23 protein-coding genes are annotated in these 24,211 nt (G+C 71.8%); 13 read left to right on the forward strand and 10 right to left on the reverse strand.

Annotated features, from left to right (window positions below):
• Positions 1–242 precede the first annotated feature (242 nt).
• The 3 genes from AC0IY1_RS19225 to AC0IY1_RS19235 all read left to right on the forward strand — a co-directional run bounded on the left by AC0IY1_RS19225 (position 243) and on the right by AC0IY1_RS19235 (position 2,022).
• Positions 243–563, forward strand: coding sequence for a hypothetical protein (locus AC0IY1_RS19225; RefSeq protein WP_055946958.1), 321 nt, complete (start codon positions 243–245; stop codon positions 561–563).
• A 195-nt stretch (positions 564–758) separates the two neighbouring features.
• Positions 759–1,043, forward strand: a complete 285-nt coding sequence (locus AC0IY1_RS19230) for a hypothetical protein (RefSeq protein WP_055946955.1) — start codon at positions 759–761, stop codon at positions 1,041–1,043.
• Between the two features lie 37 nt (positions 1,044–1,080).
• A complete protein-coding gene (locus tag AC0IY1_RS19235) occupies positions 1,081–2,022 on the forward strand; it encodes an ABC transporter ATP-binding protein (RefSeq protein WP_471771624.1) in 942 nt (313 codons plus the stop codon).
• A gap of 30 nt (positions 2,023–2,052) precedes the next feature.
• Here the strand turns inward: AC0IY1_RS19235 and AC0IY1_RS19240 are convergent, their stop codons facing one another.
• From AC0IY1_RS19240 to argH, 3 genes are all read right to left on the reverse strand, one after another.
• Positions 2,053–2,742, reverse strand: coding sequence for an invasion associated locus b family protein (locus tag AC0IY1_RS19240; RefSeq protein ID WP_471771626.1), 690 nt, complete (start codon positions 2,740–2,742; stop codon positions 2,053–2,055).
• A 101-nt stretch (positions 2,743–2,843) separates the two neighbouring features.
• Entirely contained in the window at positions 2,844–3,200 is a 357-nt protein-coding gene (locus tag AC0IY1_RS19245) for a hypothetical protein (RefSeq protein ID WP_471771628.1), read from the reverse strand.
• 93 nt (positions 3,201–3,293) lie between these two features.
• Positions 3,294–4,679 carry an argininosuccinate lyase gene (gene argH, locus AC0IY1_RS19250; RefSeq protein WP_471771630.1) on the reverse strand — a complete coding sequence of 462 codons (1,386 nt, stop codon included), beginning with the start codon at positions 4,677–4,679 and terminating at the stop codon, positions 3,294–3,296.
• Positions 4,680–4,733: 54 nt separating this feature from the next.
• Between argH and tlpA the strand changes: the two genes are divergently transcribed.
• The 3 genes from tlpA (at position 4,734) to AC0IY1_RS19265 (ending at position 7,892) form a co-directional block, all read left to right on the forward strand.
• Positions 4,734–5,363 carry a thiol:disulfide interchange protein TlpA gene (gene tlpA / locus AC0IY1_RS19255; RefSeq protein WP_471771750.1) on the forward strand — a complete coding sequence of 210 codons (630 nt, stop codon included), beginning with the start codon at positions 4,734–4,736 and terminating at the stop codon, positions 5,361–5,363.
• Positions 5,364–5,589: 226 nt separating this feature from the next.
• Positions 5,590–6,069 carry a hypothetical protein gene (locus tag AC0IY1_RS19260; RefSeq protein ID WP_471771632.1) on the forward strand — a complete coding sequence of 160 codons (480 nt, stop codon included), beginning with the start codon at positions 5,590–5,592 and terminating at the stop codon, positions 6,067–6,069.
• Between the two features lie 134 nt (positions 6,070–6,203).
• On the forward strand, positions 6,204–7,892 hold the full coding sequence (locus tag AC0IY1_RS19265) for a methyl-accepting chemotaxis protein (protein WP_055946944.1): 1,689 nt from the start codon (positions 6,204–6,206) through the stop codon (positions 7,890–7,892).
• Between the two features lie 56 nt (positions 7,893–7,948).
• Here AC0IY1_RS19265 and AC0IY1_RS19270 read toward each other — a convergent pair whose 3' ends face one another.
• The 3 genes from AC0IY1_RS19270 to AC0IY1_RS19280 form a co-directional block, all read right to left on the reverse strand.
• Positions 7,949–8,608: a haloacid dehalogenase type II gene (locus AC0IY1_RS19270; protein ID WP_471771633.1), complete on the reverse strand. Its 660-nt coding sequence runs from the start codon at positions 8,606–8,608 to the stop codon at positions 7,949–7,951.
• Between the two features lie 101 nt (positions 8,609–8,709).
• A complete protein-coding gene (gene murJ, locus AC0IY1_RS19275; RefSeq protein WP_471771635.1) occupies positions 8,710–10,245 on the reverse strand; it encodes a murein biosynthesis integral membrane protein MurJ in 1,536 nt (511 codons plus the stop codon).
• Positions 10,246–10,768: 523 nt separating this feature from the next.
• Positions 10,769–11,368, reverse strand: coding sequence for a superoxide dismutase (locus AC0IY1_RS19280; RefSeq protein WP_055946939.1), 600 nt, complete (start codon positions 11,366–11,368; stop codon positions 10,769–10,771).
• 261 nt (positions 11,369–11,629) lie between these two features.
• On the opposite strand from AC0IY1_RS19280, the gene AC0IY1_RS19285 reads away from it, so the two are divergent.
• Entirely contained in the window at positions 11,630–12,607 is a 978-nt protein-coding gene (locus tag AC0IY1_RS19285; RefSeq protein WP_471771637.1) for a hypothetical protein, read from the forward strand.
• A gap of 27 nt (positions 12,608–12,634) precedes the next feature.
• On the opposite strand, the gene AC0IY1_RS19290 is transcribed toward AC0IY1_RS19285, so the two are convergent.
• The 4 genes from AC0IY1_RS19290 to AC0IY1_RS19305 form a co-directional block, all read right to left on the reverse strand.
• The gene (locus tag AC0IY1_RS19290; protein WP_471771639.1) at positions 12,635–14,413 is read right to left on the reverse strand and encodes an HWE histidine kinase domain-containing protein; all 1,779 of its coding nucleotides are present in this window, start codon (positions 14,411–14,413) and stop codon (positions 12,635–12,637) included.
• Between the two features lie 249 nt (positions 14,414–14,662).
• On the reverse strand, positions 14,663–15,409 hold the full coding sequence (gene trmB / locus AC0IY1_RS19295) for a tRNA (guanine(46)-N(7))-methyltransferase TrmB (protein WP_471771641.1): 747 nt from the start codon (positions 15,407–15,409) through the stop codon (positions 14,663–14,665).
• Positions 15,410–15,413: 4 nt separating this feature from the next.
• The gene (gene metK / locus AC0IY1_RS19300) at positions 15,414–16,592 is read right to left on the reverse strand and encodes a methionine adenosyltransferase (RefSeq protein ID WP_055946935.1); all 1,179 of its coding nucleotides are present in this window, start codon (positions 16,590–16,592) and stop codon (positions 15,414–15,416) included.
• A 142-nt stretch (positions 16,593–16,734) separates the two neighbouring features.
• Positions 16,735–17,160 (reverse strand): helix-turn-helix domain-containing protein, encoded by a 426-nt coding sequence (locus AC0IY1_RS19305; RefSeq protein WP_055946934.1) that lies wholly within the window; start codon positions 17,158–17,160, stop codon positions 16,735–16,737.
• A 511-nt stretch (positions 17,161–17,671) separates the two neighbouring features.
• Between AC0IY1_RS19305 and AC0IY1_RS19310 the strand changes: the two genes are divergently transcribed.
• From AC0IY1_RS19310 to AC0IY1_RS19335, 6 genes are all read left to right on the forward strand, one after another.
• Positions 17,672–17,869, forward strand: coding sequence for a DUF2735 domain-containing protein (locus AC0IY1_RS19310; protein WP_471771643.1), 198 nt, complete (start codon positions 17,672–17,674; stop codon positions 17,867–17,869).
• Positions 17,870–18,726: 857 nt separating this feature from the next.
• The gene (locus AC0IY1_RS19315; RefSeq protein ID WP_471771644.1) at positions 18,727–19,554 is read left to right on the forward strand and encodes a DNA-binding protein; all 828 of its coding nucleotides are present in this window, start codon (positions 18,727–18,729) and stop codon (positions 19,552–19,554) included.
• Positions 19,555–19,592: 38 nt separating this feature from the next.
• Complete coding sequence (locus AC0IY1_RS19320; RefSeq protein WP_471771646.1) at positions 19,593–21,071, forward strand: M48 family metalloprotease; 1,479 nt, start codon at positions 19,593–19,595, stop codon at positions 21,069–21,071.
• A 496-nt stretch (positions 21,072–21,567) separates the two neighbouring features.
• Positions 21,568–22,839 carry a sensor histidine kinase gene (locus AC0IY1_RS19325; RefSeq protein WP_055946927.1) on the forward strand — a complete coding sequence of 424 codons (1,272 nt, stop codon included), beginning with the start codon at positions 21,568–21,570 and terminating at the stop codon, positions 22,837–22,839.
• A 15-nt stretch (positions 22,840–22,854) separates the two neighbouring features.
• A complete protein-coding gene (locus AC0IY1_RS19330) occupies positions 22,855–23,232 on the forward strand; it encodes a response regulator (protein ID WP_055946925.1) in 378 nt (125 codons plus the stop codon).
• 134 nt (positions 23,233–23,366) lie between these two features.
• The gene (locus AC0IY1_RS19335) at positions 23,367–24,032 is read left to right on the forward strand and encodes a DJ-1/PfpI family protein (protein ID WP_471771752.1); all 666 of its coding nucleotides are present in this window, start codon (positions 23,367–23,369) and stop codon (positions 24,030–24,032) included.
• Positions 24,033–24,211: the final 179 nt, after the last annotated feature.

Raw genomic sequence — 24,211 nt, forward strand, 5'->3', positions numbered from 1 at the left:
GGGGAGGAGGGGGGAGGCGTCGCGCATGGGTTTGGGTCGGGTCTCGGGTTGCGGCCGGGCCCCGCCTGCCGCGCGGCCCCAGCCCGCATATGGCGCGAACGCGATCCGGCGCAAACCGCGCGGCCCGCCTGCCCGGGTCCCGGGGCGCCCGCGGCCGCGGCATCGGTGGCTTGCGCCCGTCGGCGCGCCCTCCTACTCAGCCTCAGGGCCGGCGCGGATGCCGGCGGGTGCGATCGGGTGCGATGGTCCGTTTCCTCAGCCGCTTCCTCGGCCTCGTCTTCCTGGCGGCGGGCTTCGTCTGCCTCGTCTACGACGGGGCCCGCTCCGTCGCGAACAACACCCTGCGCGTCACCAGCGTCAGCGACCTCGCCTTCACCCTGTTCAAGGACCGGGCGAACGCCCTCCAGGGCACGGTGGAGAGCATCGCCCCGTGGCTGTGGAAGATCCTGGTCCTGCCCCTGACCCTGGCGCCCGCTGCCCTGATCGGGCTCGTGATCGGGGCCGTCCTGCTCTGGCTCGGACAGCCGGCGCGGGAGCGGATCGGCTTCCTCAGCGGTCCCTGAAGGCGGTTCGGAGCCTCGCGCGCCGAACCGGGTGCCATTTCGCACGCCCTGCCGCCCGCCACCTTCGCGCCATCCGGCCGAGGTGCCATAATCCTGAACGGTCCCCATCGTAGATGAACGGGATCATCGGGGCGCGACGTCGTTCACGTCCGATCGTCCCGACGCCTCGTCACCTGTCAGGGATCCGTCGTCCTCATGTCCCGCGCCCTCCTGTCCCGCCTCGCCGCCGCCTCCACCCTGGCCCTCCTCCTCGGCGCCGCGCCGGTCCTGGCGCAGCCGTCCTCCGGCGCCCCCCCGCGCAACGTCGCTCCCACCGGAGTGACCAAGCCGCCGGGCCGCGCGGATGCGGGCAAGGCGCCCTATACCCGCGCCTCCACCGAGGCCGACATGGCCAAGGCCCAGCGCGCCTCGGCCGCCCGCGACAAGGCCTGGGACACCAAGATGCGCACCACCATGGGCTCGATCTGCAAGGGCTGCTGAGGCGCAGGCGGCCAAACCGCGCGCCGGCCCGGGCCCCATGATCCGCCTGGAAGGCGTCGGCAAGCGGTTCCCCGGGGCCGAACGCCCGGCCGTCGACGCCCTCGACCTCGTCGTCGCCGAGGGCAGCGTCTGCGCCCTGATCGGCCCGTCCGGCTGCGGCAAGTCCACCACGCTGCGCATGGTCAACCGCCTGGTCGAGCCGGATGCCGGCCGCGTGCTCGTGGCCGGCACGGACGTGATGCGGACCGATCCCGTCGCCCTGCGCCGGCGCATCGGCTACGTGCTCCAGGGCGTCGGCCTGTTTCCCCACCGCAGCGTCGCCGACAACATCGGCACCGTGCCGGGCCTGCTGGGCTGGACGCGGGCCCGGATCGCCGACCGGGTCGACGCGATGCTCGACCTCGTCGGCCTCGACCCGGCGCAGTACCGGGCGCGCCGCCCGCACGCGCTCTCCGGCGGCCAGCGCCAGCGCGTCGGCGTCGCCCGGGCCCTGGCCGCCGATCCCCCGGTCCTGCTCATGGACGAGCCCTTCGGCGCGGTGGACCCCGTCGCCCGCGACCGCCTGCAGGCCGAGATCGGCGCCATTCTCCGGCGCCTGGGCAAGACCGTGCTCATCGTCACCCACGACATCGACGAGGCGATGCGGATGGGCGACCGCGTCGTGCTGATGCGGGACGGCCGCATCGTCCAGGCCGATCCGCCCGAGCGCCTCCTGGCCGCGCCGGCCGATCCCTTCGTCGCGAGTTTCGTCGGGCAGGACCGGGCGCTGCGCCGCCTCGCCCTGATCGCCGCCGAGCGCCTGGCGAGCCCCGGACCCCTGCCGGACGCCCCCGCGATCGCGGCCGGGGCGTCCCTGCGGGAGGCCCTGGCCCTCCTGCTCGCCACCGGCGCCGACGGGCTCAACCTCACGGGCGACGGTCCGGCGGCCCACCTCACCCTGGCGGCGATCCGCGCCGAGGCGGCCCGGGCGGTGACGTAGCCCCGCCCCCCGCTTCCCCTACGTGTTCCTTTACTTGCACTCCTCGCGGGCGCGCTTCATCGCGTCGCCGAACCCCGCCAGGGCGTAGTCGTCGCTGGTGGGATTGCCGCGCAGCGAGGTGGTCTTGATCTGCAGCTTCGGGGTGCGGGCCATCTCGGTGACCACCCGGGTCTCCTCCGCCGGGTTCTGGAGCCAGGCGTTGTTGTCCTTGGTGACGAGACCGTAGCGCGTGGCCCCGAGATTCAGGGTCGGGTCGGTGGGCGCCGGGCCGGCATTGGCCTTGGCCTGGCTGCTCGCGGGCTTGGCCGGGAAGCCGAGCATCACCGCGACCTCGTTGGCCACGTTCTCGGCCTTGCGCACGGTGACGAAGAGGTAGGCCGTGTCGCGCTTCAGGGTCTTGGGCGAGCGCGCCTGCGGCTGGGCGATGGCGTAGCAGACACGGGTCTTGCCCTGGCCGTTGGCGAAGACGTTCCAGTCGCCGAAGATCGCCACCGGGGTGGCCTGCTGCATGCCGGGGGCCGTCATGGCGGCCTTCGGGGCCCGCTCGCGTCCGCGGCGGGACCTCTTGCGGCTCGGGGCCTCCGCCTCCTCGGGGGCGGCCTCCTGGGCCTGAGCGGGGCCGACCGCCAGGGGTTGGGGGACGCCGACCTGGGCGGCGGGACCGGACAGGACGAGGATGGCGGCCCCGAGCCGGAGGCCGCGTCGCAGAACAGGAACCATGGAAGACCCTTCGGGACGTCGCCGGACCGGAAGACCCGGCCGACCGTCCGGATGTGCGGCGCCGCGTGGCGCCGGTTTCAGGAGTGCGCGTCCCGCAGCCCTCAGGCGGCGTGGGGCTCGGCGGAGAACACGCCCGGCAGCGCCGCCATCACGCTCGCGAGGGCGGGCGCGGCCAGGGCCGACAGGGTGGCGGATTCCGTGGGGGCCGGGCCCGTCGCCTCGGAGGATTCGGAGGACTCGGAGAACTTGGAGGCCTCGGAGAACTCGGGCATCCGCACGCGCGGCAGCGCGCGGGGCTTCGGATCGTTGTAGGGCGTGTTGTAGCACTTGCGCACCGAGGCCCAGAAGGCGACCCGGTCGGCCTCGGGCAGGCGGCGCAAGGTGGCGTCGATCAGCGCCGTGGCCTCAACCGCGAGGGCGGGGACGTCATCCGGCGCAATCCAGCTTTCAGCGGGCATGAGAAGATCTCCGAGGGGCTCGGGACAGGGTCCTACACAGCATCACATAGCTGAGCCGTGAACGCACCTGCCCCGAGTCCGGTTCTTTTCGCCTCACGCCTGCGCGAGTGCCGCGAGCCAGCGGTTCGCCTGCGACCGTACGTTGTCCGGCGCGGCCCCCCCGTAGCTGGTGCGGCTCGAAACCGAGTTCTCGACGCCGAGCACGGCGTAGACCGCTTGCGTGATCCGCGGCTCGGCGGCCTGCATCTCGGCCAGGGAGAGCTCCTCCAGCCCGACGTTGCGGGCGGAGGCGGCGCCGACGAGGCGCCCGGTGACGTGGTGGGCCTCGCGGAACGGCAGGCCGAGCTCGCGCACCAGCCAGTCGGCGAGGTCGGTCGCGGTGGCGTAGCCGGAGCCGGCGGCACGGGCCAGGACCGGGGCGTTGGGCTCGAGGTCGCGCACCATCCCGGTCATGGCGGCCAGGCACAGGGAGAGCGCCTGGAGGGCGTCGAAGGTGCCCTCCTTGTCCTCCTGCATGTCCTTCGAATAGGCGAGCGGCAGGCCCTTCATCACGATGAGCAGGCCCGTGAGGGCACCGATGACGCGGCCGGACTTGGCGCGCACCAGCTCCGCCGCGTCCGGGTTGCGCTTCTGCGGCATGATCGACGAGCCGGTGGTGTAGCCGTCGGACAGCCGGACGAAGTTGAACTGCGCCGAGGTCCAGACCACCAGCTCCTCGGCGAAGCGCGAGAGGTGGACCGCGCAGATCGAGGCGGCGGCGAGCGATTCCAGGGCGAAGTCGCGATCGGCCACCGAGTCGAGGGAGTTCGCCGTCGGCCGGTCGAAGCCGAGCGCCGCGGCCGTGGCGTGCCGGTCGATGGGGAAGGAGGTGCCGGCGAGCGCCGCGGCGCCGAGGGGGCACTCGTTCAGGCGCGCCCGGGCATCGCGGAACCGGCCCCGGTCGCGGGCCAGCATCTCCACGTAGGCGAGGCAATGGTGCCCGAAGGTCACGGGCTGGGCCGATTGCAGGTGGGTGAAGCCCGGCATCACCGTGCCGGCATGGGCGAGCGCCTTCTCGGCCAGCGCCCGCTGCAGGTCGGCGGCCTGCCCGTCGAGGCTGTCCAGGGTGTCGCGCACCCACAGCTTCATGTCGGTGGCGACCTGGTCGTTGCGCGAGCGCGCGGTGTGCAGGCGCCCGGCCGCCGGGCCGACGATCTCGGTGAGCCGGCTCTCGACGGACATGTGGATGTCTTCGAGCTCGCGCTTGAACACGAAGCCGCCCGCCTCGATTTCGTCGCGCACGGCCTTGAGGCCGTCTTGAATCGCGGCCACATCGGCGGATGGCAGGATGCCGGCCGCACCCAGCATCGCCACATGCGCCAGCGAGCCGCGGATGTCCTGGGGCGCGAGGCGCTTGTCGAACCCGATGGAGGCGTTGATCTCCTCCATGATCTCGGCGGGGCCGCTCGCGAAGCGCCCGCCCCACATCCGGTTGCTCATGTTCTCAATCGTCCTTCCAGCCGCCCTGCCCGCCCGCCCCCGGACGCAACGATGATGCCCGGCCGCAGATCTGCGCTGATCGCCGGGGCCGTCCTCGTCGCCGCACTCGGTGCGGGGCTTGCCGTATACGGGACGGGCTCGACCGGCGGCAACTCCGCCGGCCCCTGCGCGGGCTCGGCCGCGGCGGCGGCCCGCATCGCCCCCCTGGCCCGGGGCGAGGTCGCCGCCCTCCAGGTCGCGACCACGCCGGTGCCCGCGCCGGCCCTGGCCTTCAAGGGGCCGGAGGGAACCGACGCCACCCTGAACGGCGTGACGGGCCTGCGCCTCGTGAACCTGTGGGCGACCTGGTGCGCGCCCTGCAAGGCCGAGATGCCGGCCCTCGACCGGCTCCAGGCCCGGCTCGGTAGCCCGGATTTCCGCGTCGTGGCGATCAACGTCGACACCCGCAACCTCGAGGCGCCGCCCGCCTGGCTCAAGCAGAACGGCATCGCGCGGCTGGCCTACTATGCCGATCCGGGCGGCCGGGTCCTGCCGGCGATCCAGAAGGCCACCGGCTCCCTCGGCCTGCCCACCACCCTGCTGGTCGACGGCGCCGGCTGCACCCTCGGGGTGATGAAGGGACCGGCCGAGTGGGACAGCCCCGACGGCGTCAGGCTGATCGAGGCCGCCCTCGGGCGATCCTGACCCGCGCGGGGAACCGAACCCCCCGGGCGGATCGCGCCAGGATTGCCGTTAGGACAGAACACCCGCCGCACGGTCATTTGCAGTCACCGACAGGGAGATAAACCTTTTCGTTAGTGGAAATGGCAGACCCGACAGTTGTCAGGCACGCGCGTCGCGCTCATGATCGATCGACATCGAATCGATGCGAATGTCTCTGCGCCTGTTCTCAGACGGAGGCCTGATCATCATGTCACGACGTTGGGTCTTTCTCTCGGCGGCCGTTCTGGCCGCGCCCCTTGCGCGGGCCGCCGAACTGCCCCGCAGCGGCACCGACAGCTACTCCACCACCTACGTCACCGCCGCCTTCGTCACGATGAAGCTCGGGGAGCGCACCGTGACGACCTACGACAGCTCCGGAATCACCCGCAACGAGTCCGGCGGCCCGATGTTCAACAACATGGGCACGCGCTGCCTCGGGATGCGCGAGGTCGTCGGCGGCGAGGCGCTCAACCGCGGCTCCTGCATCGACAGCGACACCGATGGCGACCAGATCTTTTCCACCTACGAGGCCAAGGGCGCCAAGGGCACGCATGTCTTCGTCGGCGGAACCGGCAAATACGCCGGGATGTCGGGCACGGCAGATTATACGAGCCAGTCGGTGAAGAGCCCGGACGGGCGCGGAATGACGCTGGTCATTCACCAGTCGAACTGGAAGCTCTCACCCTGATTATTCAATCACGGGCGACGATAGATGATGATCATTCGCGACAAGTTTCGCCCCTCGACATGAAGACCCGTGGGAATTTTTAACGCCTGTCGCGAATGATGTGGGGCCTCCCCTCCCATCGGGCTCCTCGCTGCATGTCCTTTCCCGCCCTGTCGATCCGCACCAAGCTGTTTCTCGGCTTCGGTCTCGTCTTCGGTCTCATGGCGGTGATCGGCGGGTCGGCCCTGATGCAGCTGCGCGCCGTCAACGCGGTGGCGCGGGAGATGCGCGACGAGCGCCTCCCGAACGTGCAGCTCCTGGGCAAGATCCAGGTCCTGGTCCTGCGCCAGCGGGTCAATGGCGGTCGCCTGATCACCGCCGATACGGCGGCGGCCCGCACCGACGTCTCGGCCGCCCTGGCCAAGCGGGAGGCCGAGATGCGCGCCGCGCAGGCCGCCTACGCGGCGCTGCGAGCCAGCCCGGAGTCGCAGGCCCTCTACCGCACGTTCGAGACGGAATGGTCCGCCTACCGGACCCTGCAGGAGGGGATCGTCACCCAGGCGCAGGCCGGAGACCTCGCGGGCGCCCAGCGCACCTACAACACCGACATGTCGACGCGCATCAACGCCGTCCTCGGCGCCCTGCAAAAGCTCGTCGACCTCGAGGAGGGCAGCGCCCGCGCCAGCGGCGCCCTCGCCCAGGACACCTACGACACCGCCGTCCTGACCACCGCCCTCCTCGTGGGCCTCGGGATGCTGATCGCGGCGGGCGCGGCCGTCGCCCTCGCCCTCGGCGTCAGCCGCCCCCTGCACCGGATGACCGAGGCGATGCGGCGGCTCGCCACCGGCGACACGGCCGTCGCCGTGCCGGGCGCCGAGCGGCGGGACGAGATCGGCGCGATGGCGGACGCCGTCCTGGTCTTCAAGGACAACATCCTTCGCACCCGCGCCCTGGAGGCCGAGACCGAGGCGGCCCGGGCCGGGGCCGAGGCCCTGCGCCGGGAGACCCTGCGGGGCCTGGCCGATCAGTTCGAGGCCGCGGTGGGCGGCGTCGTGGCGCAGGTCGGCACGGCCGCGGCGCAGCTGCAGGACACGGCCCGCAGCATGTCGGCCAATGCCAGCGAGACGGCGCAGCGCTCCGTCTCCGTGGCCGCCGCTGCCGACCAAGCCTCGGCGAACGTCACCACGGTGGCGGCCGCGGCCGAGGAGCTCGGCTCCTCGGTCGACGAGATCGGCCGTCAGGTCCAGGGCTCGGCCCAGCTCTCCCGCGAGGCGGTGACGGAGGCCGGCCAGACCGCCACCTTCGTGCGCGACCTCAGCGAGGCGGCCCAGCGCATCGGCGACGTGGTGGCGATGATCTCGACCATCGCGGGCCAGACCAACCTGCTGGCCCTCAACGCGACGATCGAGGCGGCGCGCGCCGGCGAGGCGGGTCGGGGCTTCGCGGTGGTGGCCGCGGAGGTCAAGGAACTCGCCAACCAGACCGCCCGGGCCACGGACGAGATCACCGGCCAGATCGCCCGCATCCAGGGCTCGACGGGCCAAGCGGTGGCGGCGATCGGCGCCATCACGGGGCGCATCCGCGAGATCAGCGACGTCGCGGCCTCGATCGCGGCGGCGGTGGAGGAGCAGGGGGCGGCGACCCAGGAGATCGTGCGCAACGTGGCCCAGGCCTCGATCGGCACCGGCGAAGTCACGCAGAACGTCTCGGGCGTCGCGGGCGCCGCCGAGGAGACCGGTGCGGCCGCCGCCCAGGTGCTGGCCTCGGCCTCGGCGCTGTCGCGCCAGTCCGAGCATCTCGGCGGTCAGGTCTCGCAGTTCCTCGCCACCATCCGGGCGGCCTGACGGCCGCATCCCGGGCGGCCTCAGGCTCCGCTGGTCAGGTAGCCCGAGCCGCGCCCTTAGAGCAGGGCGTCGAGGCTCTCGATCACCCGCTCGGGGGGCTGATCGGCATACTCGTCCGGCAGCCCCTTGCGGTTGACCCAGACGGACCGGAAGCCGAACGCGGCCGCCCCGGCCACGTCCCAGCGGTTCGAGGAGCAGAACAGCACCGCCTCGGGTCCGACGCCGAAGCGGTCCGTGGCGATGCGGTAGGCGGCCGGCGCGGTCTTGAAGGTTCGCGCGGACTCCACCGAGAGCACCGCGTCGAGGTGGTCCGCCAGCCCCGCCGAGCCCACCGCGCGCTCCAGCATCGCCGCGTCGCCGTTGGAGAGGATCGCGGTCCGCCATCCCGCGGCGCGCAGGGCGCGGAGCGTGCCCGGCACCTCCGGATAGGCGTCGAGGTCGCGATAGGCGTCGAGGAGCCGAGGCCGCAGCGCCCGGTCCACCGCCGGGTACCGGGCCAGGGCATAGTCCAGGGCCTGCTCGGTCAGGCCCCAGAACGGGGCGTGGCGCCCCATCAGGCCGAGCACCCAGGAATATTCGAGCTGCTTGGCGCGCCAGGTCTCGGACAGGGCCGCCGCGTCCGGCCCGATCGCGTCCGCGTGGCGCGCCACCGCCGCGTGGACATCGAACAGGGTGCCGTAGGCGTCGAAGACGGCGATGCGGGGGGATTCGGACATGCGGGCTCCTCGTGTCGGATCCGGTCGACCCCTCCGGGACGGCGGAAGCGGGCGCCGCGCCGGCGCGGCGGATCCCGCGCCGCTGCGGTCGGGCGGCGGAATCAGGCGCGCCGCAGGCGAAGCCCGAACAGGCGCAGCGTCCCCAACAACAGCACGGCGTAGACCAGCGTTCCGGCGATCCCGAGCAGGCCCAGCACCGCCATCTCGCGCAAGCGCGGCAGGGCCGGCACCAGGGCGTCGGCCAGGGGCAGGCCGTAACGGGCGGTGGCCGCGAGGGCGATGCAGGCCACCACCACCCCGACGACGGTGACCCCGAGGGTGCGCCCCGGCGCCATCCAGCCCCGTCGCCAGGCCAGGGCCACGAGGATGCCGAGGTTGACCCACTGGCCGATGGCGGTGGCCATCGCGAGGCCGGTGACGCCGTAGGGCCCGGTCAGCACCACCTTGAGGGCGACGTTGATGGCGATGGCGGTGAGGGAGGCGATGAGCGGGGTCATCGTGTCCTGCCGGGCATAGAAGCTCGCCAGGGCGCTGCGCAGGAGCACCACGGCGGGCAGCGCCAAGCCGTAGGCGGCGAGCACCGAGGCCGCGCGCGCCGCATCCTCGGCCCCGAAGGCGCCGCGCTGGAACAGCGCCGTCATGATCAGGGCCGGCAGGGTGAGGAAGGCCACCGTGAAGGGCGCCGACAGGGCGAGGGAGAAGCCCGCCGCCCGGTTCTGGGCCGCGTGCGCCCCGGCGACGTCGCCGGCGGCGATGCGCCGGCTCATCTCCGGCAGGAGCACCGTGCCGGCCGCGATGGCGATGACGCCGAAGGGCAGCTGATAGAGCCGGTCGGCGTAATAGAGGGCCGAGACCGCGCCCGTTGGCAGGAAGCTCGCGATGATGGTGTCGGCGAAGGAGGCGATCTGGAATCCGGCCGAGCCGATCACCGCCGGCCCCAGCACCTTGAAGAATCGCCGCATGGCCGGGTCGCCCAGGGTCGGGGTCGTCAGGGTCGGGGCGATGCCCGCCCGCCGACACGCCCACCAGACCAGGGCGAATTGCAGCACGCCCGAGACGGTGACGCCCCAGGCGGCGGCGTAGGCGGCGTTGGGGAAGAGCGCGGCGAGGCCGAGGGCGACCAGCATCGACAGGTTGAGCAGCACCGGTGCGCCGGCCGCCACCGCGAAGCGCCGGTGGGCGTTGAGGATGCCAGAGAACAGGGTCACCAGCGTCATGAACAGGAGGTAGGGGAAGGTGATCCGGGTCAGCGAGACGGCCAGCGCGAACCGCTCCGGGTCCTCCGAGAACCCTGGCGCCAGGGCGCGCACGACCCAGGGCATCGCCGGCATGGCGAGCGCCAGGAAGGCGATCTGCACGAGGAGCATCAGGGTGAAGATGCGATCGGCGAAGCGCCGCGCCGCGCCCGCCGTGGCCTTCTCCGTTTCCGACAGGCCCGCATAGCTCGGCACGAAGGCGGTGTTGAAGGCGCCCTCGCCGAAGATCGCCCGGAAGTGGTTCGGCAGGCGGAACGCCACCACGAAGGCGTCGGCGAGTGGACCGGCCCCCAGGATCGCCGCCATCACCACGTCGCGGGCGAAGCCGGTGACGCGGGAGACCAGCGTCCAGCCGCCGACGGAGAGGATGCTGCGGATCATGGATCAGGACTGCCGGGACGGGGGGCTGGGAGTGTCGGGCGAGCCCTAGACCATGCCGCCGCGCGTGGCGCAAACGCGGAAGCGTTCGATGGACAGCCGCCCTGCGCCTCGCCGCGACGAACGGTCCGCGGTCGCCGCTCGCCGGACTGGGCCGATCCGCCCCTGCGAAGCGGGTCCCCGCGCCTTCGACGGGGCCATCGCCCAGGACGTCACGCCGTCATTCCGGGTCGCCGGAGGCGAGCCCGGAATCCGGAGCCGCCGACCGTGCGAACCCTCGCACCCCCTGCGTTCCCGGATTCCGGACGCCGCTGCGCGGCTCCGCGATGAGGGCGGGCCGCTGGCGAACCCCGGTCGGCCGGTCTCCGTCAGCGGCAGCCCTGTCCTTCGCGCGGAAGAGCCTGTCCTTCGCGCGGAAGAGCCTGTCCTTCGCGCGGAAGAGCCTGTCCTTCGCGCGGAAGAGCCTGTCCTTCGTGCGGAAGAGCCTGTCCCGAGCCTCGCGGCGCGGTCGTAAGATCGTGGGGCCTTACGCGGTGGCCTCGCCGTACATCTTCTCGACGTGCTCCCAGTTCACCAGGTTTTCGATGAACGCCTTGAGGTAGTCGGGGCGGCGATTGCGGTAGTCGATGTAGTAGGAGTGCTCCCAGACGTCGACGCCGAGGATCGGCTTGGCGCCGTGCACGAGCGGGTTCTCGCCGTTCGGGGTCTTCATGATCGCGAGCTTGCCGTCCTTGACCGCGAGCCAGGCCCAGCCCGAGCCGAACTGGCCGACACCGGCCTGGATGAAGTCGGCCTTGAACTTCTCGAAGCCGCCGAGATCCTCGTCGATCTTCTTGGCGAGCGCGCCCGGGGCAGCGCCACCGCCATTGGGCTTCATCCACTGCCAGAAGTGGATGTGGTTGTAGTGCTGGCCGGCATTGTTGAACAGCGGCTGGTTGTTGCCGTAGGCCGAGGTCAGGACCTCCTCGACGCTCTTGCCCTCGAGCCCCGTGCCCTCGAGCAGCTTGTTGCCCGTGTCGACATAGGCCTTGTGGTGCTTGTCGTGGTGAAACTCGAGGGTTTCCTTCGACATGTAGGGGCCGAGCGCGTCGTAGGCGTAGGGCAGTTCGGGCAGGGTGAAGGTCATGGGCAACTCTCCGGCTCGTGAGACATTGGACGCAAGGCATCGCGCGACCGGCGCGCGACCCTGTCACCAACGTGCCGTTACGTAAGTCGATGCCCCGGTGAAGTCGATGCCCGGGAGACCTTCATGCCCGGGGTGGCGACGATCCGGGCGCCCGCGCGGTGTGCGGCCGCGCCCGACGCACGATTGTGCGTTTTGCAAATGCCCCCCAGGCCTTTAGTGTGCGCGCCGCACCTGAAGGTGCAGGCGTTTGTCGAGACATCCATGAATATCGCGCTGTTCGCGCTGGCCGCCGTCATGATCGTCGGCGGAATCGTATCGGTCATCCAGGGTTTCCCCTTCGTCCGGCTGGAGAGCGGTCTCGCCATGACCATCGCGGGCGCCACCACGGCGTCGGCCGGGGCCGTGGTGCTGGGATTGGCCGTCGTGGCAGGCCGCCTGCGCGGCCTGGAGCGCGCCTTTCGCGAGGCGCGGCCGGCAATCCAGCCTCCCCTGACGGACACTGAGTTGGCCCCCGGCGGGCCAGCAGACCTGAGCGCCTCCCAGCGGGCCCGGCCGAGCCTCGCCGCCACCGCCGCGAGCCTCGGGGCGGGCTTAGGCACGGGCTTGGGCGCCGGCGCGGGCTTGGGGGCGGGCGTGGGCACCGGTACGGGCCTGGGAGGCGCCGCCTCCACCCGCCCCGGCCTGGAACCGAGCTTCTTCGATCCTGCCCCGCCATCCCCGGAGCCCTCGGCCGCCGAGCCTCTGCTACCGAACCTGCTGCCGGCCGACGCGCCCCACGACCGTCCGGAGCCGCCCATCGCCGACGCTGCGCCGGAGCCCGAGATTCGGGTCACGGCCGACGACCTGTTCGACGGACCCGTTCGCGCGCGGGCAGCCGAGCCCGAGCCGGCGCCCGCCCCCGAGAGCGCCCCTCGCTTCGTGGAGGCCGAGGCGGTGCCCCACAGCGGGCCCGACCTCGCTCCCCCGCCCCCGTCCTCCGTCGAGACGGCCGGGTTCGTGGCTCCTGAGGACAAGCCCGAAGCGTCCCCGGAGCCGCCGGCCGCCGAGCCCACGCCTCCCGCCGCGGAGGAACCGCTGGTGGTCGGCACCTATGCCTCGGGGGGGAACACCTACGTGATGTATTCCACCGGCGTGATCGAGGCGGACACGCCGCGCGGCCGCTTCACCTTCGGCTCCCTCGACGAACTCAAGGCCTTCGTCGAGGCGGGCGGGGAGACCGACAGCCGCGGCGCCGCCTGATCGCAGGCCCCGGGCGCGGGCGCGCCCTCAGGCCAGGGGATTCAGCGCCGCGTTGCGGACCGGCAGGGGGGCCCGCATCGTCAGGGTGAACCCCTCCGGCGGATAATCCATGGAGACCTCGGCCCGCACCTGGGCCGTCAACACCCGCTGCAGCAGGCGCGAGCCGAAGCCCTGCCGCTTGGGCGGCGCGACCGGTGGGCCGCCGCTCTCGACCCAGGTGAAGTGCAGCGTCCCGGCCGGACCGCCGGGCTCGAGTGCCCAGGTGATCGCCACCCGGCCGTCCCGGGTCGACAGGGCCCCGTACTTGGCGGCGTTCGTGGTGAGCTCGTGGATCGCCATGCCGATCGGCACCGCGACCTCGGACGCCATGTCGACGGGGGGCCCGGAGAGCTGAATGCGGGCGTCCCGCTCCTCCGCGCCGTTCAGGGAGCCCTCCGCGTAGGGCTTCAGCTCGTTGGCCAGCAGGGAGCGCAGGGACGCCGTCTGCCAGGTGTCCTCGGTCAGGACCGAGTGGGTGTGGGCCAGCGACATGATCCGGCCGACGAAGGCTTCGTAGAAGTTCTCGATGCTGGAGGCGGTGCGGGCGGTCGATCCGACGATGGCCTGGACCGTGGCCAGGGTGTTCTTCACCCGGTGGTGCAGCTCGCGGATCAGGAGCGTCTGGCGCTCCTCGGCGAGCCGGCGCTCGGTCACGTCGGCCACGACCCCGATCAGGCGCCGGGGCAGGCGGTCGGGCGCGTCGCGCTCGAAGCGCCCGGCGAAGTCGAGGGTGCGCCACGCCCCGTCGCTGCGGCGGCGGATGCGCCCCGAGACCGCCAGGGTGCTGTCCTCGCGCAGGGCCTGCGTGATGGCGGCGCGGAAGGCCGCGCGGTCGTCCGGGTGCAGCACGGTCTCGAGAAATTCGCGCTTGCCCAGGGCGCCGTCGGAGGCGCTGCGCCCGAAGATCGCGAACATGCGCTCGTTCTCCCAGATGGCCTGGTCGTCGAGCATGTGCCACTCGAAGATCCCCAGGGCCGCCAGGGAGGTGGCGATGCGCAGGCGCTGCTCGCCGTCCCGCAGGGCGTTGCGGGCCTCCACGTGGGTGGTCACGTCCTCGACCACGCCGACCAGGGCCGTGGGCCGGCCGCCCTCCCCCGCCGGAATAGCCTGGCCCCGGACCCCGACGTCGATCGTGGTGCCGTCCGGCGCACGGCGCAGGCGGCATTCGAAGGCGAAGGGGGCGCCGTCCCGCAAGGAGGCGCGGACCTGGGCGCGGATGCGGACGACCTCGCCGCTGTCCATCGCGGCCTGCAGGCGGTCCCAGGTGACCGGATCGTCGGCGGCATAGCCGAGGAGATGCGCGGCCCGGCGCGACAGGACGACCCGGCCGTCGGCGAAGTCGTAGCGCCACTCGCCCAGGCCCGCCGCCGTCAGGGCGGCGCGGTTTTCCTCGGCCCGCACGACCTCGTCGGGATCGACGGCCTCGACCACGAGGATCTGCAGGTCGTCGCGCCGCTTCGACGGACGGATGCGCATGTCGAGGCCGGTGCCGTCCGCCCGGAGCCAGCGCCGGATGCAGGCGCGCTGCGCCACGGCGCCGAGGACCGAGAGGGCCCGCCCGTTAAGCGCCCCCGGCTCATAGCCGAGGAGTTCGCAGAGATGGGGGTTGGCGTCGCGGATGAGGCCGGCCCCATCGACGACCAGGATGCCGATCGGCGCCTGCGCGAAGGCCGTCCCGTGCAGGTCGGGCCCTGGCCCGGCCTGCGGTCCCGGAGCGGGCTCCGGGGCCAAGTCCGTCCCGGCGCCCGCGATGGAAGACGTGCCCATGGAAGACTTGTCCGAAGCGTCGTGCACGCCAGATCCTCGCTCGGCGCGTCCGACCTCATGTCACCGACGCGCGGCCGCGCTCCACCGGAAGGCTCGCGCGTCATCGGTGCCTATCAGACAACCGAAGACCGGGCGGAACAAGGCCGGGCTGAGATGGGGATGCGTGTTTCCCGAACAACCCCATCACAAGGATGTCGGCAAACCGGGTTACGCCGGCGGGCGCAGTCCCGCGCGCTCAGTCCCGCGCGCTCAGGCCGGTCCGACCCGGCGGAACTCGAGGTAGCTCGGCGGCCGGCCGGCGGCGAGGGCCTTGGCCTCGTAGCGGGTGCCCGGCCAACCCGACCAGGGCTGCGTCCAGTCCCGGGCCGCCTCGGCGGTCCAGGCGAGATCCGGACAGCGCGCGGCGCGCACCAGGGTCCAGCCGGCGTAGTCATCGATGTCGCTGGCAAAGCGGAACACGCCGCCGGGCCGGAGCACGCGGGCGATCTCCGCGAGGGCGCCGTCCGAGACGAAGCGGCGCTTGCGCTGCCGGCGCTTGGGCCAGGGATCGGGATAGAGCAGGTAGACCCGGGCCAGGCTGGCATCGGGCAGGGCCGCCAGCAGGGCGGTCGCGTCCTCGTCCCAGATCCGGACGTTGCGGAGGGCCGCCTCGTCCACCGCGCGCAGGAGCTTGACCACGCCGTTGACGAAGGGCTCGGCGCCGATGATGCCGGTGCGGGGGTGGGCGGCCGCCTGGGCGGCGAGATGCTCGCCGCCGCCGAAGCCGATCTCGAGCCAGACCTCGTCCACCGGGACGGGAAACAGGCGCGGCGGATCGAGCCGTTCGCCGGCCGGCGGCAGGGTCAGCCGAAGGGTCGGCAGCAGCTCCGACAGGCGCTGCTCCTGGCCGGCCCGCAGGCGCTTGCCCTTGCGACGGCCGTAGAAGGCGCGGTCAGCGCCCTCCGGTGGCTCGTGCCCGCCCGTCTGGGGCGGGAATTGGTCCCGCCCCAGGTTCATGGGGTCAGGCCAGGGCCGACTTGAGGCTGTCGGCCAGGTCGGTGCGCTCCCACGAGAAGCCGCCATCGGCCTCCGGGGCACGGCCGAAATGGCCGTAGGCGGAGGTGCGGGCGTAGATCGGCTTGTTAAGGCCGAGCTTCGTCCGGATGCCGCGGGGCGACAGGTCGAAGGCGTTCATCAGCACGTCCTCGAGCCGGGCCTCGTCGACCTGACCGGTCCCGTGGAGGTCGACATAGATCGACAGCGGCTTGGCGACGCCGATGGCATAGGCGAGCTGGATCGTCGCGCGGGTGGCGAGACCGGCCGCCACCACGTTCTTGGCGAGGTAGCGCGCCGCGTAGGCGGCCGAGCGGTCGACCTTCGTCGGATCCTTGCCCGAGAAGGCGCCGCCGCCATGGGGCGCCGCGCCGCCATAGGTGTCGACGATGATCTTGCGGCCGGTGAGGCCGGCATCGCCGTCGGGGCCGCCGATCACGAACTTGCCGGTCGGGTTCACGTGCCAGGCGGTCTCCTCGGAGACCCAGTTCTGCGGCAGGGCGGCCAGGATGTAGGGCTCGACGATGGCGCGCACGTCGGCGGAGTCGAGGGACTCGTCGAGGTGCTGGGTCGAGAGCACGATCTGCGTGACGCCGACCGGACGGCCATTCTCGTAGCGGACGGTGACCTGGCTCTTGGCGTCGGGGCCGAGCTTGGCGGCGTCGCCCTGGCGGGCCTTGCGGGCGTCGGCGAGGTCCTTGAGGATCTTGTGGGCGTAGTAGATCGGCGCCGGCATCAGCTCGGGCGTCTCGTCGGAGGCGTAGCCGAACATGATGCCCTGGTCGCCCGCGCCCTCGTCCTTATTACCGGACGAGTCCACGCCCTGGGCGATGTCGGCGGACTGGGCATGCAGGTAGATGGCGATGTCGTTGTTCTTCCAGTGGAAGCCCGACTGCTCGTAGCCGATGTCCTTGACCGCTGCGCGGGTCAGCTCGGTGAGATGGTCGAAGGTCACGGAATCGGGACCGCGTACCTCGCCCGCGATGACGATGCGGTTTGTGGTGGCCAGGGTCTCGACGCCGAGGCGGGCCTCCGGCATGGCCGCGAGATAGGCGTCCACGACGGTGTCGGAGATCCGGTCGCAGACCTTGTCGGGATGGCCTTCCGAGACGGACTCGCTCGTGAACAGGTAGTTTGAACGCGGCATTGAGGCCCCCGATGCTCCGGGCGCCCAGGCTGTCGCGGCGCCGTTCCCGATTGATCAGGCGCGAGTGTCTGGCAGGACGGCCCCGCAGGGTCAAGCCGGAAGAGCGGATAAATCCGCCAAAGCGAACGAATCGGACGATAGATCAGCCGTCGAGCTTGCGCCCGATCGCCTGCAGGATCGCGGCGAATCGCCGGCGCTCGGGTTCGGGGAAATGGGCGTTCACGTGCTGCACCACGACATCCGTCAGGCCCAGCCAGGGATTGTCGGCCGCGTAGGCCTGCTGGGACGCCTCGGAGAACCCGGGCCCCGCTTCGCCGCCGGACGGTACCGCGCCCTCGTGCTCCAGCCCGTCGAAGAAGTAGGCGATCGGCACCCCGGTCAGCCGGCTGAAGGTGTCGAGATGGAGGGCGCTGATGCGGTTGGTGCCCTTCTCGTACTTCTGCAACTGGGCGGCCGACATCCCGAAACTCTGGGCGACGCGCTTCTGGGTCAGGGACGCCCTCTTGCGCTGCTCCGCGATGCGCTGCCCCACATGAACATCCCGTGCGTCGGTCTTCTGCCCAGCCATCTCGCCCGTCCCACGCTCTGCTGCGAGCCCTTGCAGCGCCAGGGCCTGACCACGTCCGGACCCTTCGCCCACAGCGCAGGCTTCGCTGCGGAGACGACCTGCCTTCCGTTCGCCCGGCAGGACGGTATGGCCCCCTCCCGCAGGCGTCAAACCGAACCGCCACCCCGGGGACCGGGCGGCCGAGCGATCATGTGGACAAGCTGCAGACCCCACATTTCCCGCACGGCGACCACGCCCAGGCAAGAGGCGCGGTCGAGCCCCGGGGTAGACGGCACGATCGCGCCCGTTGGTGCGGCGCGTGAAGAAACGCCAGGTCAAGAAGCGGTCATGCCCGATTTCGCGCCGCGAACGGTCAGAGACCTTGACCAATCCTGAAAGAATATGCGGCAAGCCTATATTTCTCGCATCTGAAGGATTTCACCGGGTCCTTGTGATGCAAAACGTATCAGACAGACCTATACTCTCGTCCAACGGCGCTGCGAAGGCAGCGCATGAAAGGACCTCTCCCTCCATGACTATGGGACATCATCAACAGACGGCCACGATCCTGCCCTTCCGCAACCCACGGGTCTCCGCGGCGCAGGGCGCACCCGCGATCGGCAAGACGGACGGCGCGACCAAGGGGCAGCGCCCGTCGCCGGTGGCCTACCATGACAGCTGGTATCATCAGGCGGCCATCGAGGAAGACGCGCGAAGCCGCAAGCCCTAGGGCAGCCCCTCCGAACCGCGCGTCCCTCAAGAGATCGCGCCTCAGGAGATCGGGCCGAAGCTTTCCCGCCCGCCCACCTTGTTCGCCGGTTCAACACGCGTTTCGCTGGCGCGCTCCCCGACAGGCGGACCCGTACGGGTCGGGCCTTGCCATGGCGGAGATGGGTGAGGGCGGCGCAGCGGCCCAGGCCTTCGAGCTCTTGTGTGACGTCACCGCCTCCGCAAGTCGGACACGGCGCGTATGTGGTGGCGTCCCCGGCAGGTCTCGAACCTGCGACCCCAGGTTTCATCCCACTTCGGCTTCCGCCGCCGCGCGCCCGGAGACGCCCGTTCGTGGTCTGGACTATCCCTTCACCGTAGGCTTCGTCGCCGAACCCCTTAGGTGCCGCCCGTCTAGTCTCTACACCGTCCCGAAACCCGCGGATGCGGGTACCGGGCTTGGCTCGGGATTGGCTGCGTGCGCCAGGAGCACACGTTGAGCGTTCCCCGAATTTGAGCGGATCCGCCGCGCGGTTTCCCCTCGCGACGCCCAATTGTGATCTAGGAAACCTGTGCTCTGTCCAGCTGAGCTACGGAGACTCACCGGGGGCGTTCCTAGCATCATCGTCCGGACCCGCCAACCGTGGATGCATGCCGTCACCAGTCCGCCGCGAGGCTCGGCCCATCGGCCCCGCCCCGGCAGACGGTCCTGCCCCCTGAGACCTTCCCGCTCCGGTCGTGGCGCTGTGGCCATCTTGCCGCAATGCGGCATGAACCGTCCTCTGCGCCGACGCTCTTCCTTGTCTCCGCCCCGTACGGGGCGACAATGGCGAGGGATTCGCACCATCGTCGGACACCATCGCCGGGGAGTCGGTTTTCGTGACGATCGCACAGCGACGATCGCCCCGCCTGCGGGAAGCACGGCGTCTCGGCCTGGCCGTCGGCGCGGTCCTCGCGCTGCCGAGCCCGGCCGGCGCGGTGGTGCCCGAGTGCCGTGAGGCGCCGGCTCGGGCGGAGCGTCTCGCCGGTCTCGACGCGCGGGGCGAGCTGATCCTCGCCTCGGGCCAGCGGGCCGTGCTGGACGGTGTGCGCTGGCCTGAAGACGCGGCTCTGGCGTCGGAGGCCCGTGCCTGGCTGCTTGCCCGGAACGGACGCTCCCTGACGCTGGTCGCCCGGGGCGAGAGCGATCGCTGGGGCCGGTCCCACGTCGACGCCACGGTGGCCGAGACCGACGCCGAGGCGTCGACGCCCGACCTCGCGGCCGGGCTGGTGGCCCTCGGCCTCGTGGCGGTCGATGCGGGCGAGCGGGACACCCTGTGCCGGCCGGCCCTCCTGGCGGTCGAGGCCGGGGCGCGACGACGCGGCATCGGCCTCTGGCGCCAAGCCGGTCCGGACGTCCAGGACGGGACGGCCCTGCGCGCCAGACTGGGTCACTTCCTCGTGGTGCAGGGGGCGGTGCGGTGGGTTGGCGAGCGCCCGCGCCGGACGTATCTCGACTTCGCACGCCGGGGCGAGGAGGGGCTGACCGTGACCGTGTCGAAACGCACTTGGCGCGTCTTGCAGGAACGTGGTTTGAGTGCGGCCTCCCTGCGCGGGCGGCAGGTCCGGGTCCGGGGGATGGTCGAGGCGTGGCGCGGCCCGACCCTCGACATCGCGAGTGCCGACATGATCGAAATTCTGGATGGGGAGCAGGCGCAGCGGCGCTGAACGGCATGGGTTCGATCCTCCGCCTCACGATGCGCGCGATGGCCGCTCCTTCGCTGGCGGCCCGGCTCCGGCTCGGCCGGCAGGCCGCAGCCTGGCCGCTCCTCGGGCTGCTGCTCACGGGCTGCATCGGCGACCAGACCGGTGCCGTCGTGCAGAAGGCGGCGCTGGCCGTGCCCCGCGAGGCTCCGCGCACGACGGGGCGCGAGCGCACCGCCTCGGACGCCGACCACGCCAAGCTCGTGGCCTCCTTCGGCGGCGAGTACCGGTCCCCGGCGACGCTCCGTCTCGTCAGCGACGTGACCGACCGCCTCGTCAAGGCGACCGAGCGCCCGGAGGAGACCTACGCGGTCACCCTGCTCGATTCGCCCGTCATCAACGCCTTCGCGCTGCCGAGCGGCCGGCTCTACGTCACCCGCGGGCTGCTGGCGCTGGCGAGCGACACCTCGGAGGTGGCCGCCGTCCTCGCCCACGAGATCGCCCACGTCACCCTGCGCCACGCCACGGCGCGCACCGAGCTGGCGCTGCGCTCGCAGCTGGTCAGCAAGGTCGTGGCCGACGTGCTCAACGATCCCGTGACGGGCGCCCAGCTCCAGAGCCAGTCGAAGTTCGCCCTGGCGCGGTTCTCCCGCGACCAGGAACTCGAGGCCGACAGCGTCGGGGTACGCACCCTGGCACGCGCCGGCTACGATCCCTTCGGCGCCGGCCGGTTCCTCACGGCCCTGAGCCGGACCACGGCCCTGAAGACCGGCACCGGCATGGCCGGAGAACCCGACATGCTGGCGACCCATCCGGGCACCACCGAGCGCATCACCCTGGTGACCCGCGCCGCCCGCCTGATCGGTGCGCCCGGCCTCGGCGTCGACGAGCGCGCCCGCTACCTCGCGGCCATCGACGGCATCGCCTACGGCGACAATCCGGGCGACGGCGTCGTGCGCGGGCGCAGGTTCCTCCATCCCGCCCTCGGCATCGCCTTCGAGGTGCCGGAGGGCTTCTCCATCGAGAACACCCGGAACGCGGTCCTGGGCACCACCGGAGAGGGCAGCCGGCGCCTGCTCTTCGATCAGGTCGAGAGCAATCCGGGCCAGGGCCTCGACGAGGTGCTGAAGGCGACCTGGAACGATGTCGTCGAGCCGGGCTCCCTGGAGAACCGGATGGTCGCCGGCTACCCGGCGGCCACGGCCCTGTCCCGCGGCAAGGACTGGACCTTCCGCCTCGCCGTGATCCGGGTCGGCGAGACCACCTTCCGGATGATCATGGCGGCCAAGGGCAGCACCGACCCGGACGGCGCTTTCCGGCGCTGGACCGAGAGCCTGTCCGCGATCGATCCGGCCGAGGCCCGGACCCTGCGGCCCCTGCGCCTCGTGGTGATGACGGCCGGCGCCGGCGAGACCGTCGAGTCCCTGGCACAGCGCATGGTGGTTCCGGACAAGCCGGTGGAGCGCTTCCTCGTGCTGAACGGCCTGGAGCGCGGCGCCACCCTGCGGACGGGCCAGACCTACAAGGTCGTGGTGGAATAGACGCGTCGGGCGAAAGGTGCGCCGCGCGACGGGCGCGGCGAGAGGCGATCGGAGTGCGGCGCCGGTCGGGGCCCGGCCGTGCGGGGCAGGATTCCGGGGCAGGATTCCGCGCTCCGGTTTCGCCCGCCGCCTTCGGGCCAGAGCCATCGCGGCGGAGCGATCGGCCGCCGCGCCCGCCGTGCCCCTGTCGGGAGTTTCGGCCTGCCGCGGATCATCGGATCCTCCGCCTCGACCGAGACGCCGAGAGGCCGACGCGACATGATGGCCAGCACACGCGGGCCGGGACCTCGTGCCAAAGCCGCGCAGTGCCGCAATTCCCAAGCGCGGAGCCATAATAAATCAGCGCTCACCCCAGTCGTGACCCTTAATAGCTCAAAGTCAACACGCGCTTTTGTCTGGGACGTCATGCGTCGTTCAGGCTATAATCCCGCGCAGATCACGCCCACCGAACCTGCCCGGTCGGAAGCGGCAGAACCCGGAGCCTCCGAGACCTGACATGCTCACGATCCTGAGCGGCTTCCTCGACCGCACCAGCCTGGCACCGCACGGGATCTGCCTGCTGTGGCGCCCGGAGCTGATCTGGACGCATGTCGTCTCGGACGCGATCATCGCCTTCGCCTACTTCACCATCCCGGTCGCGCTCGGGGTCTTCGTGACCCGGCGGCGCGACATCGCCTTCGGGTGGATGTTCTGGGCCTTCGCCCTGTTCATCCTCGCCTGCGGCACCACCCACCTCTTCGGCATCTGGACCCTGTGGGTGCCGGACTACGCGGCCGAGGCCGCGATCAAGGCGGTCACGGCCGCGGCCTCGATCGTGACGGCGATCCTGCTCTGGGTCCTGCTGCCGCGGGCCCTCGCCCTGCCCTCGCCCGAACAGTTGCGCAGGGCGAATGCCGAGCTGCTGGCGCGGATCGGCGAGCGCGACGCGGCACTGGCCGCCCTGCAGGACGCTCATGCCGAGCGCGACCGGGCCGAGGCGATGCTGCGCCAGAGCCAGAAGATGGAGGCCATCGGCGCCCTCACGGGGGGCGTCGCCCACGACTTCAACAACCTGCTCGGCGTCGTCATCAGCAACCTCGACCGGATCGAGCGCTTCTTGCCTCCGGAGAGCGGGGCCCGCCGCTCCCTGAACGGCGCGCTCACGGGCGCCGAGCGCGCCGCGGCCCTGGTGCAGAAGATGCTCGCCTTCGCCCGGCGCCAGCCCCTCCAGCCGGCGCGGGTCGACCCGAACCGGCTGATCCGCGACCTGTCCGAACTCCTGCGCGGAGCCCTCGGCGCGGTGGAGGGCCCGGAGATGACCCTCGCGCCCCAGGTCTGGCCCGTATGCGTCGACGCCAATCAGTTGGAGAACGCGCTGCTGAACCTCGCGGTGAACGCCCGGGATGCGACCGAGACGGGCGGGCGCGTGGTGATCCGCACGCGCAACGTTCCCGCAGCGGAGGCCGAGCAGATTCCCGCCCTGCGCCCCCTCGATCACGTGGCCATCGAGATCGCGGATCGCGGCCAGGGCATGAGCCCGGAGGTGCTCGCCCGTGCCTTCGAGCCGTTCTTCACCACCAAGGCGGTGGGTGAGGGCACCGGCCTCGGCCTGAGCCAGGTGTTCGGTTTTGCCAAGCAATCCGATGGGCATGTCGAGATTCAAAGCGAACCGGGCCGGGGCACGACAGTCTGGATCTACTTGCCTCGCGATCGAACCGAGTTATCGTCCCCTTATCCGAGTGGTGAGGCGTCCCGACTCGGTCGCGCACCACGCCTGGGCTACGCCTGACGGAACGCCACGACGATGAGCGGCTCGGCCAAACCACGAATCCTCATGGTGGAGGACGAGTCTCTGCTGCTGGAAGTCATCACGGCCGATCTCGAGGATGCCGGCTTCGCCGTCTTCCAGGCGGCGACCGCCGAGATCGCCCTGAACATCCTCAAGGTGGAAGCGTCCGTCGACATCCTGTTCACCGATATCCGGCTGCCTGGCCTGATGGACGGGTGGCAGCTCGCCGAGGCCGCCCGGACCCTGCGTCCCGACCTGCCGGTCATCTACGCGACGGGATTCTCGCAGACGCCGCCCCGCTTGATCGAGGGCAGCGTGTTCTTCACCAAGCCCTACCGGGCGGCGACCCTGATCAAGGCCATCGAATCCTTCGAGGTCAGGCCGAACGCGTGAGCCAGCCCCCCGGCCCCACCCGCCGCGCCGTCGCGGTCGCCGGGCTCGCGGGTGCCGCGCTGACCGCCGTCGGCGCGTCCGCGGCCGGGGCGTCCGATGCGGAGCCCGCGCAGGCCCCGACGCTGCGCATCGCGATGCTGCTCTATCCGGGCATGACCGCCCTCGATCTCGTCGGCCCGCAGGCCCTCCTCGCCGGCATCGCCGGAGGCGGGCTGTACCTCGTGGCGCGCATGGCGGGCCCCGTCGCGTCGGATACCGGTCTGGCCCTCCTGGCCGGGGACAGCTTCGAGACCTGCCCGCGCGACCTCGACGTGCTGTTCGTGCCGGGAGGCGACGGCACGCCCGCGCAGATGCGCGATCCCGAAACCCTGGCCTTCCTGCGCGACCGGGCGGCGCGAGCCGGCTGGATCACCAGCGTCTGCACCGGCTCGCTGATCCTCGGGGCGGCCGGCCTCCTGCAGGGCTATCGCGCCACCTCGCACTGGTGCGTGCGGGACCGCGTGCTGCCGCGCCTCGGCGCCATTCCGGTGGATGAGCGCGTCGTCTTCGACCGCAACCGCGTGACGGCGGCGGGCATCTCGGCGGGGCTCGACTTCGCCCTGGCGCTCTCCGCGCGCCTCGCCGGTGCGGATGCGGCCCGCACGAGCCAGCTCGTGGCCGAGTACGCCCCGGCGCCGCCGTTCGCGGCCGGAACGCCCGAGACGGCCGGCCCGGCCATCACCGACCGGGCGCGGGCGATCCTCGGCCCGCTCATCGCCGGATCGGACGCAGCGGCAGCGGCAATGTCCACGAGCCCGTGACGGGGGTCCGGCCCGAAATCTGCAGGTGCGGACCCGGGCGCATACCACTCAGGCGGGCAGGCGCCGAGATCGCAGAAGTCGGGCATACGGAGGCCTCGCGCAAGACGGTTCCCACCCGATCATCGCATTCCCGATCGGCGCGGCCTCGCGCGGATCTTCGCTCCCAACCAGGATAGGAC

The organism is Methylobacterium sp. AC690 (assembly GCF_979256535.1).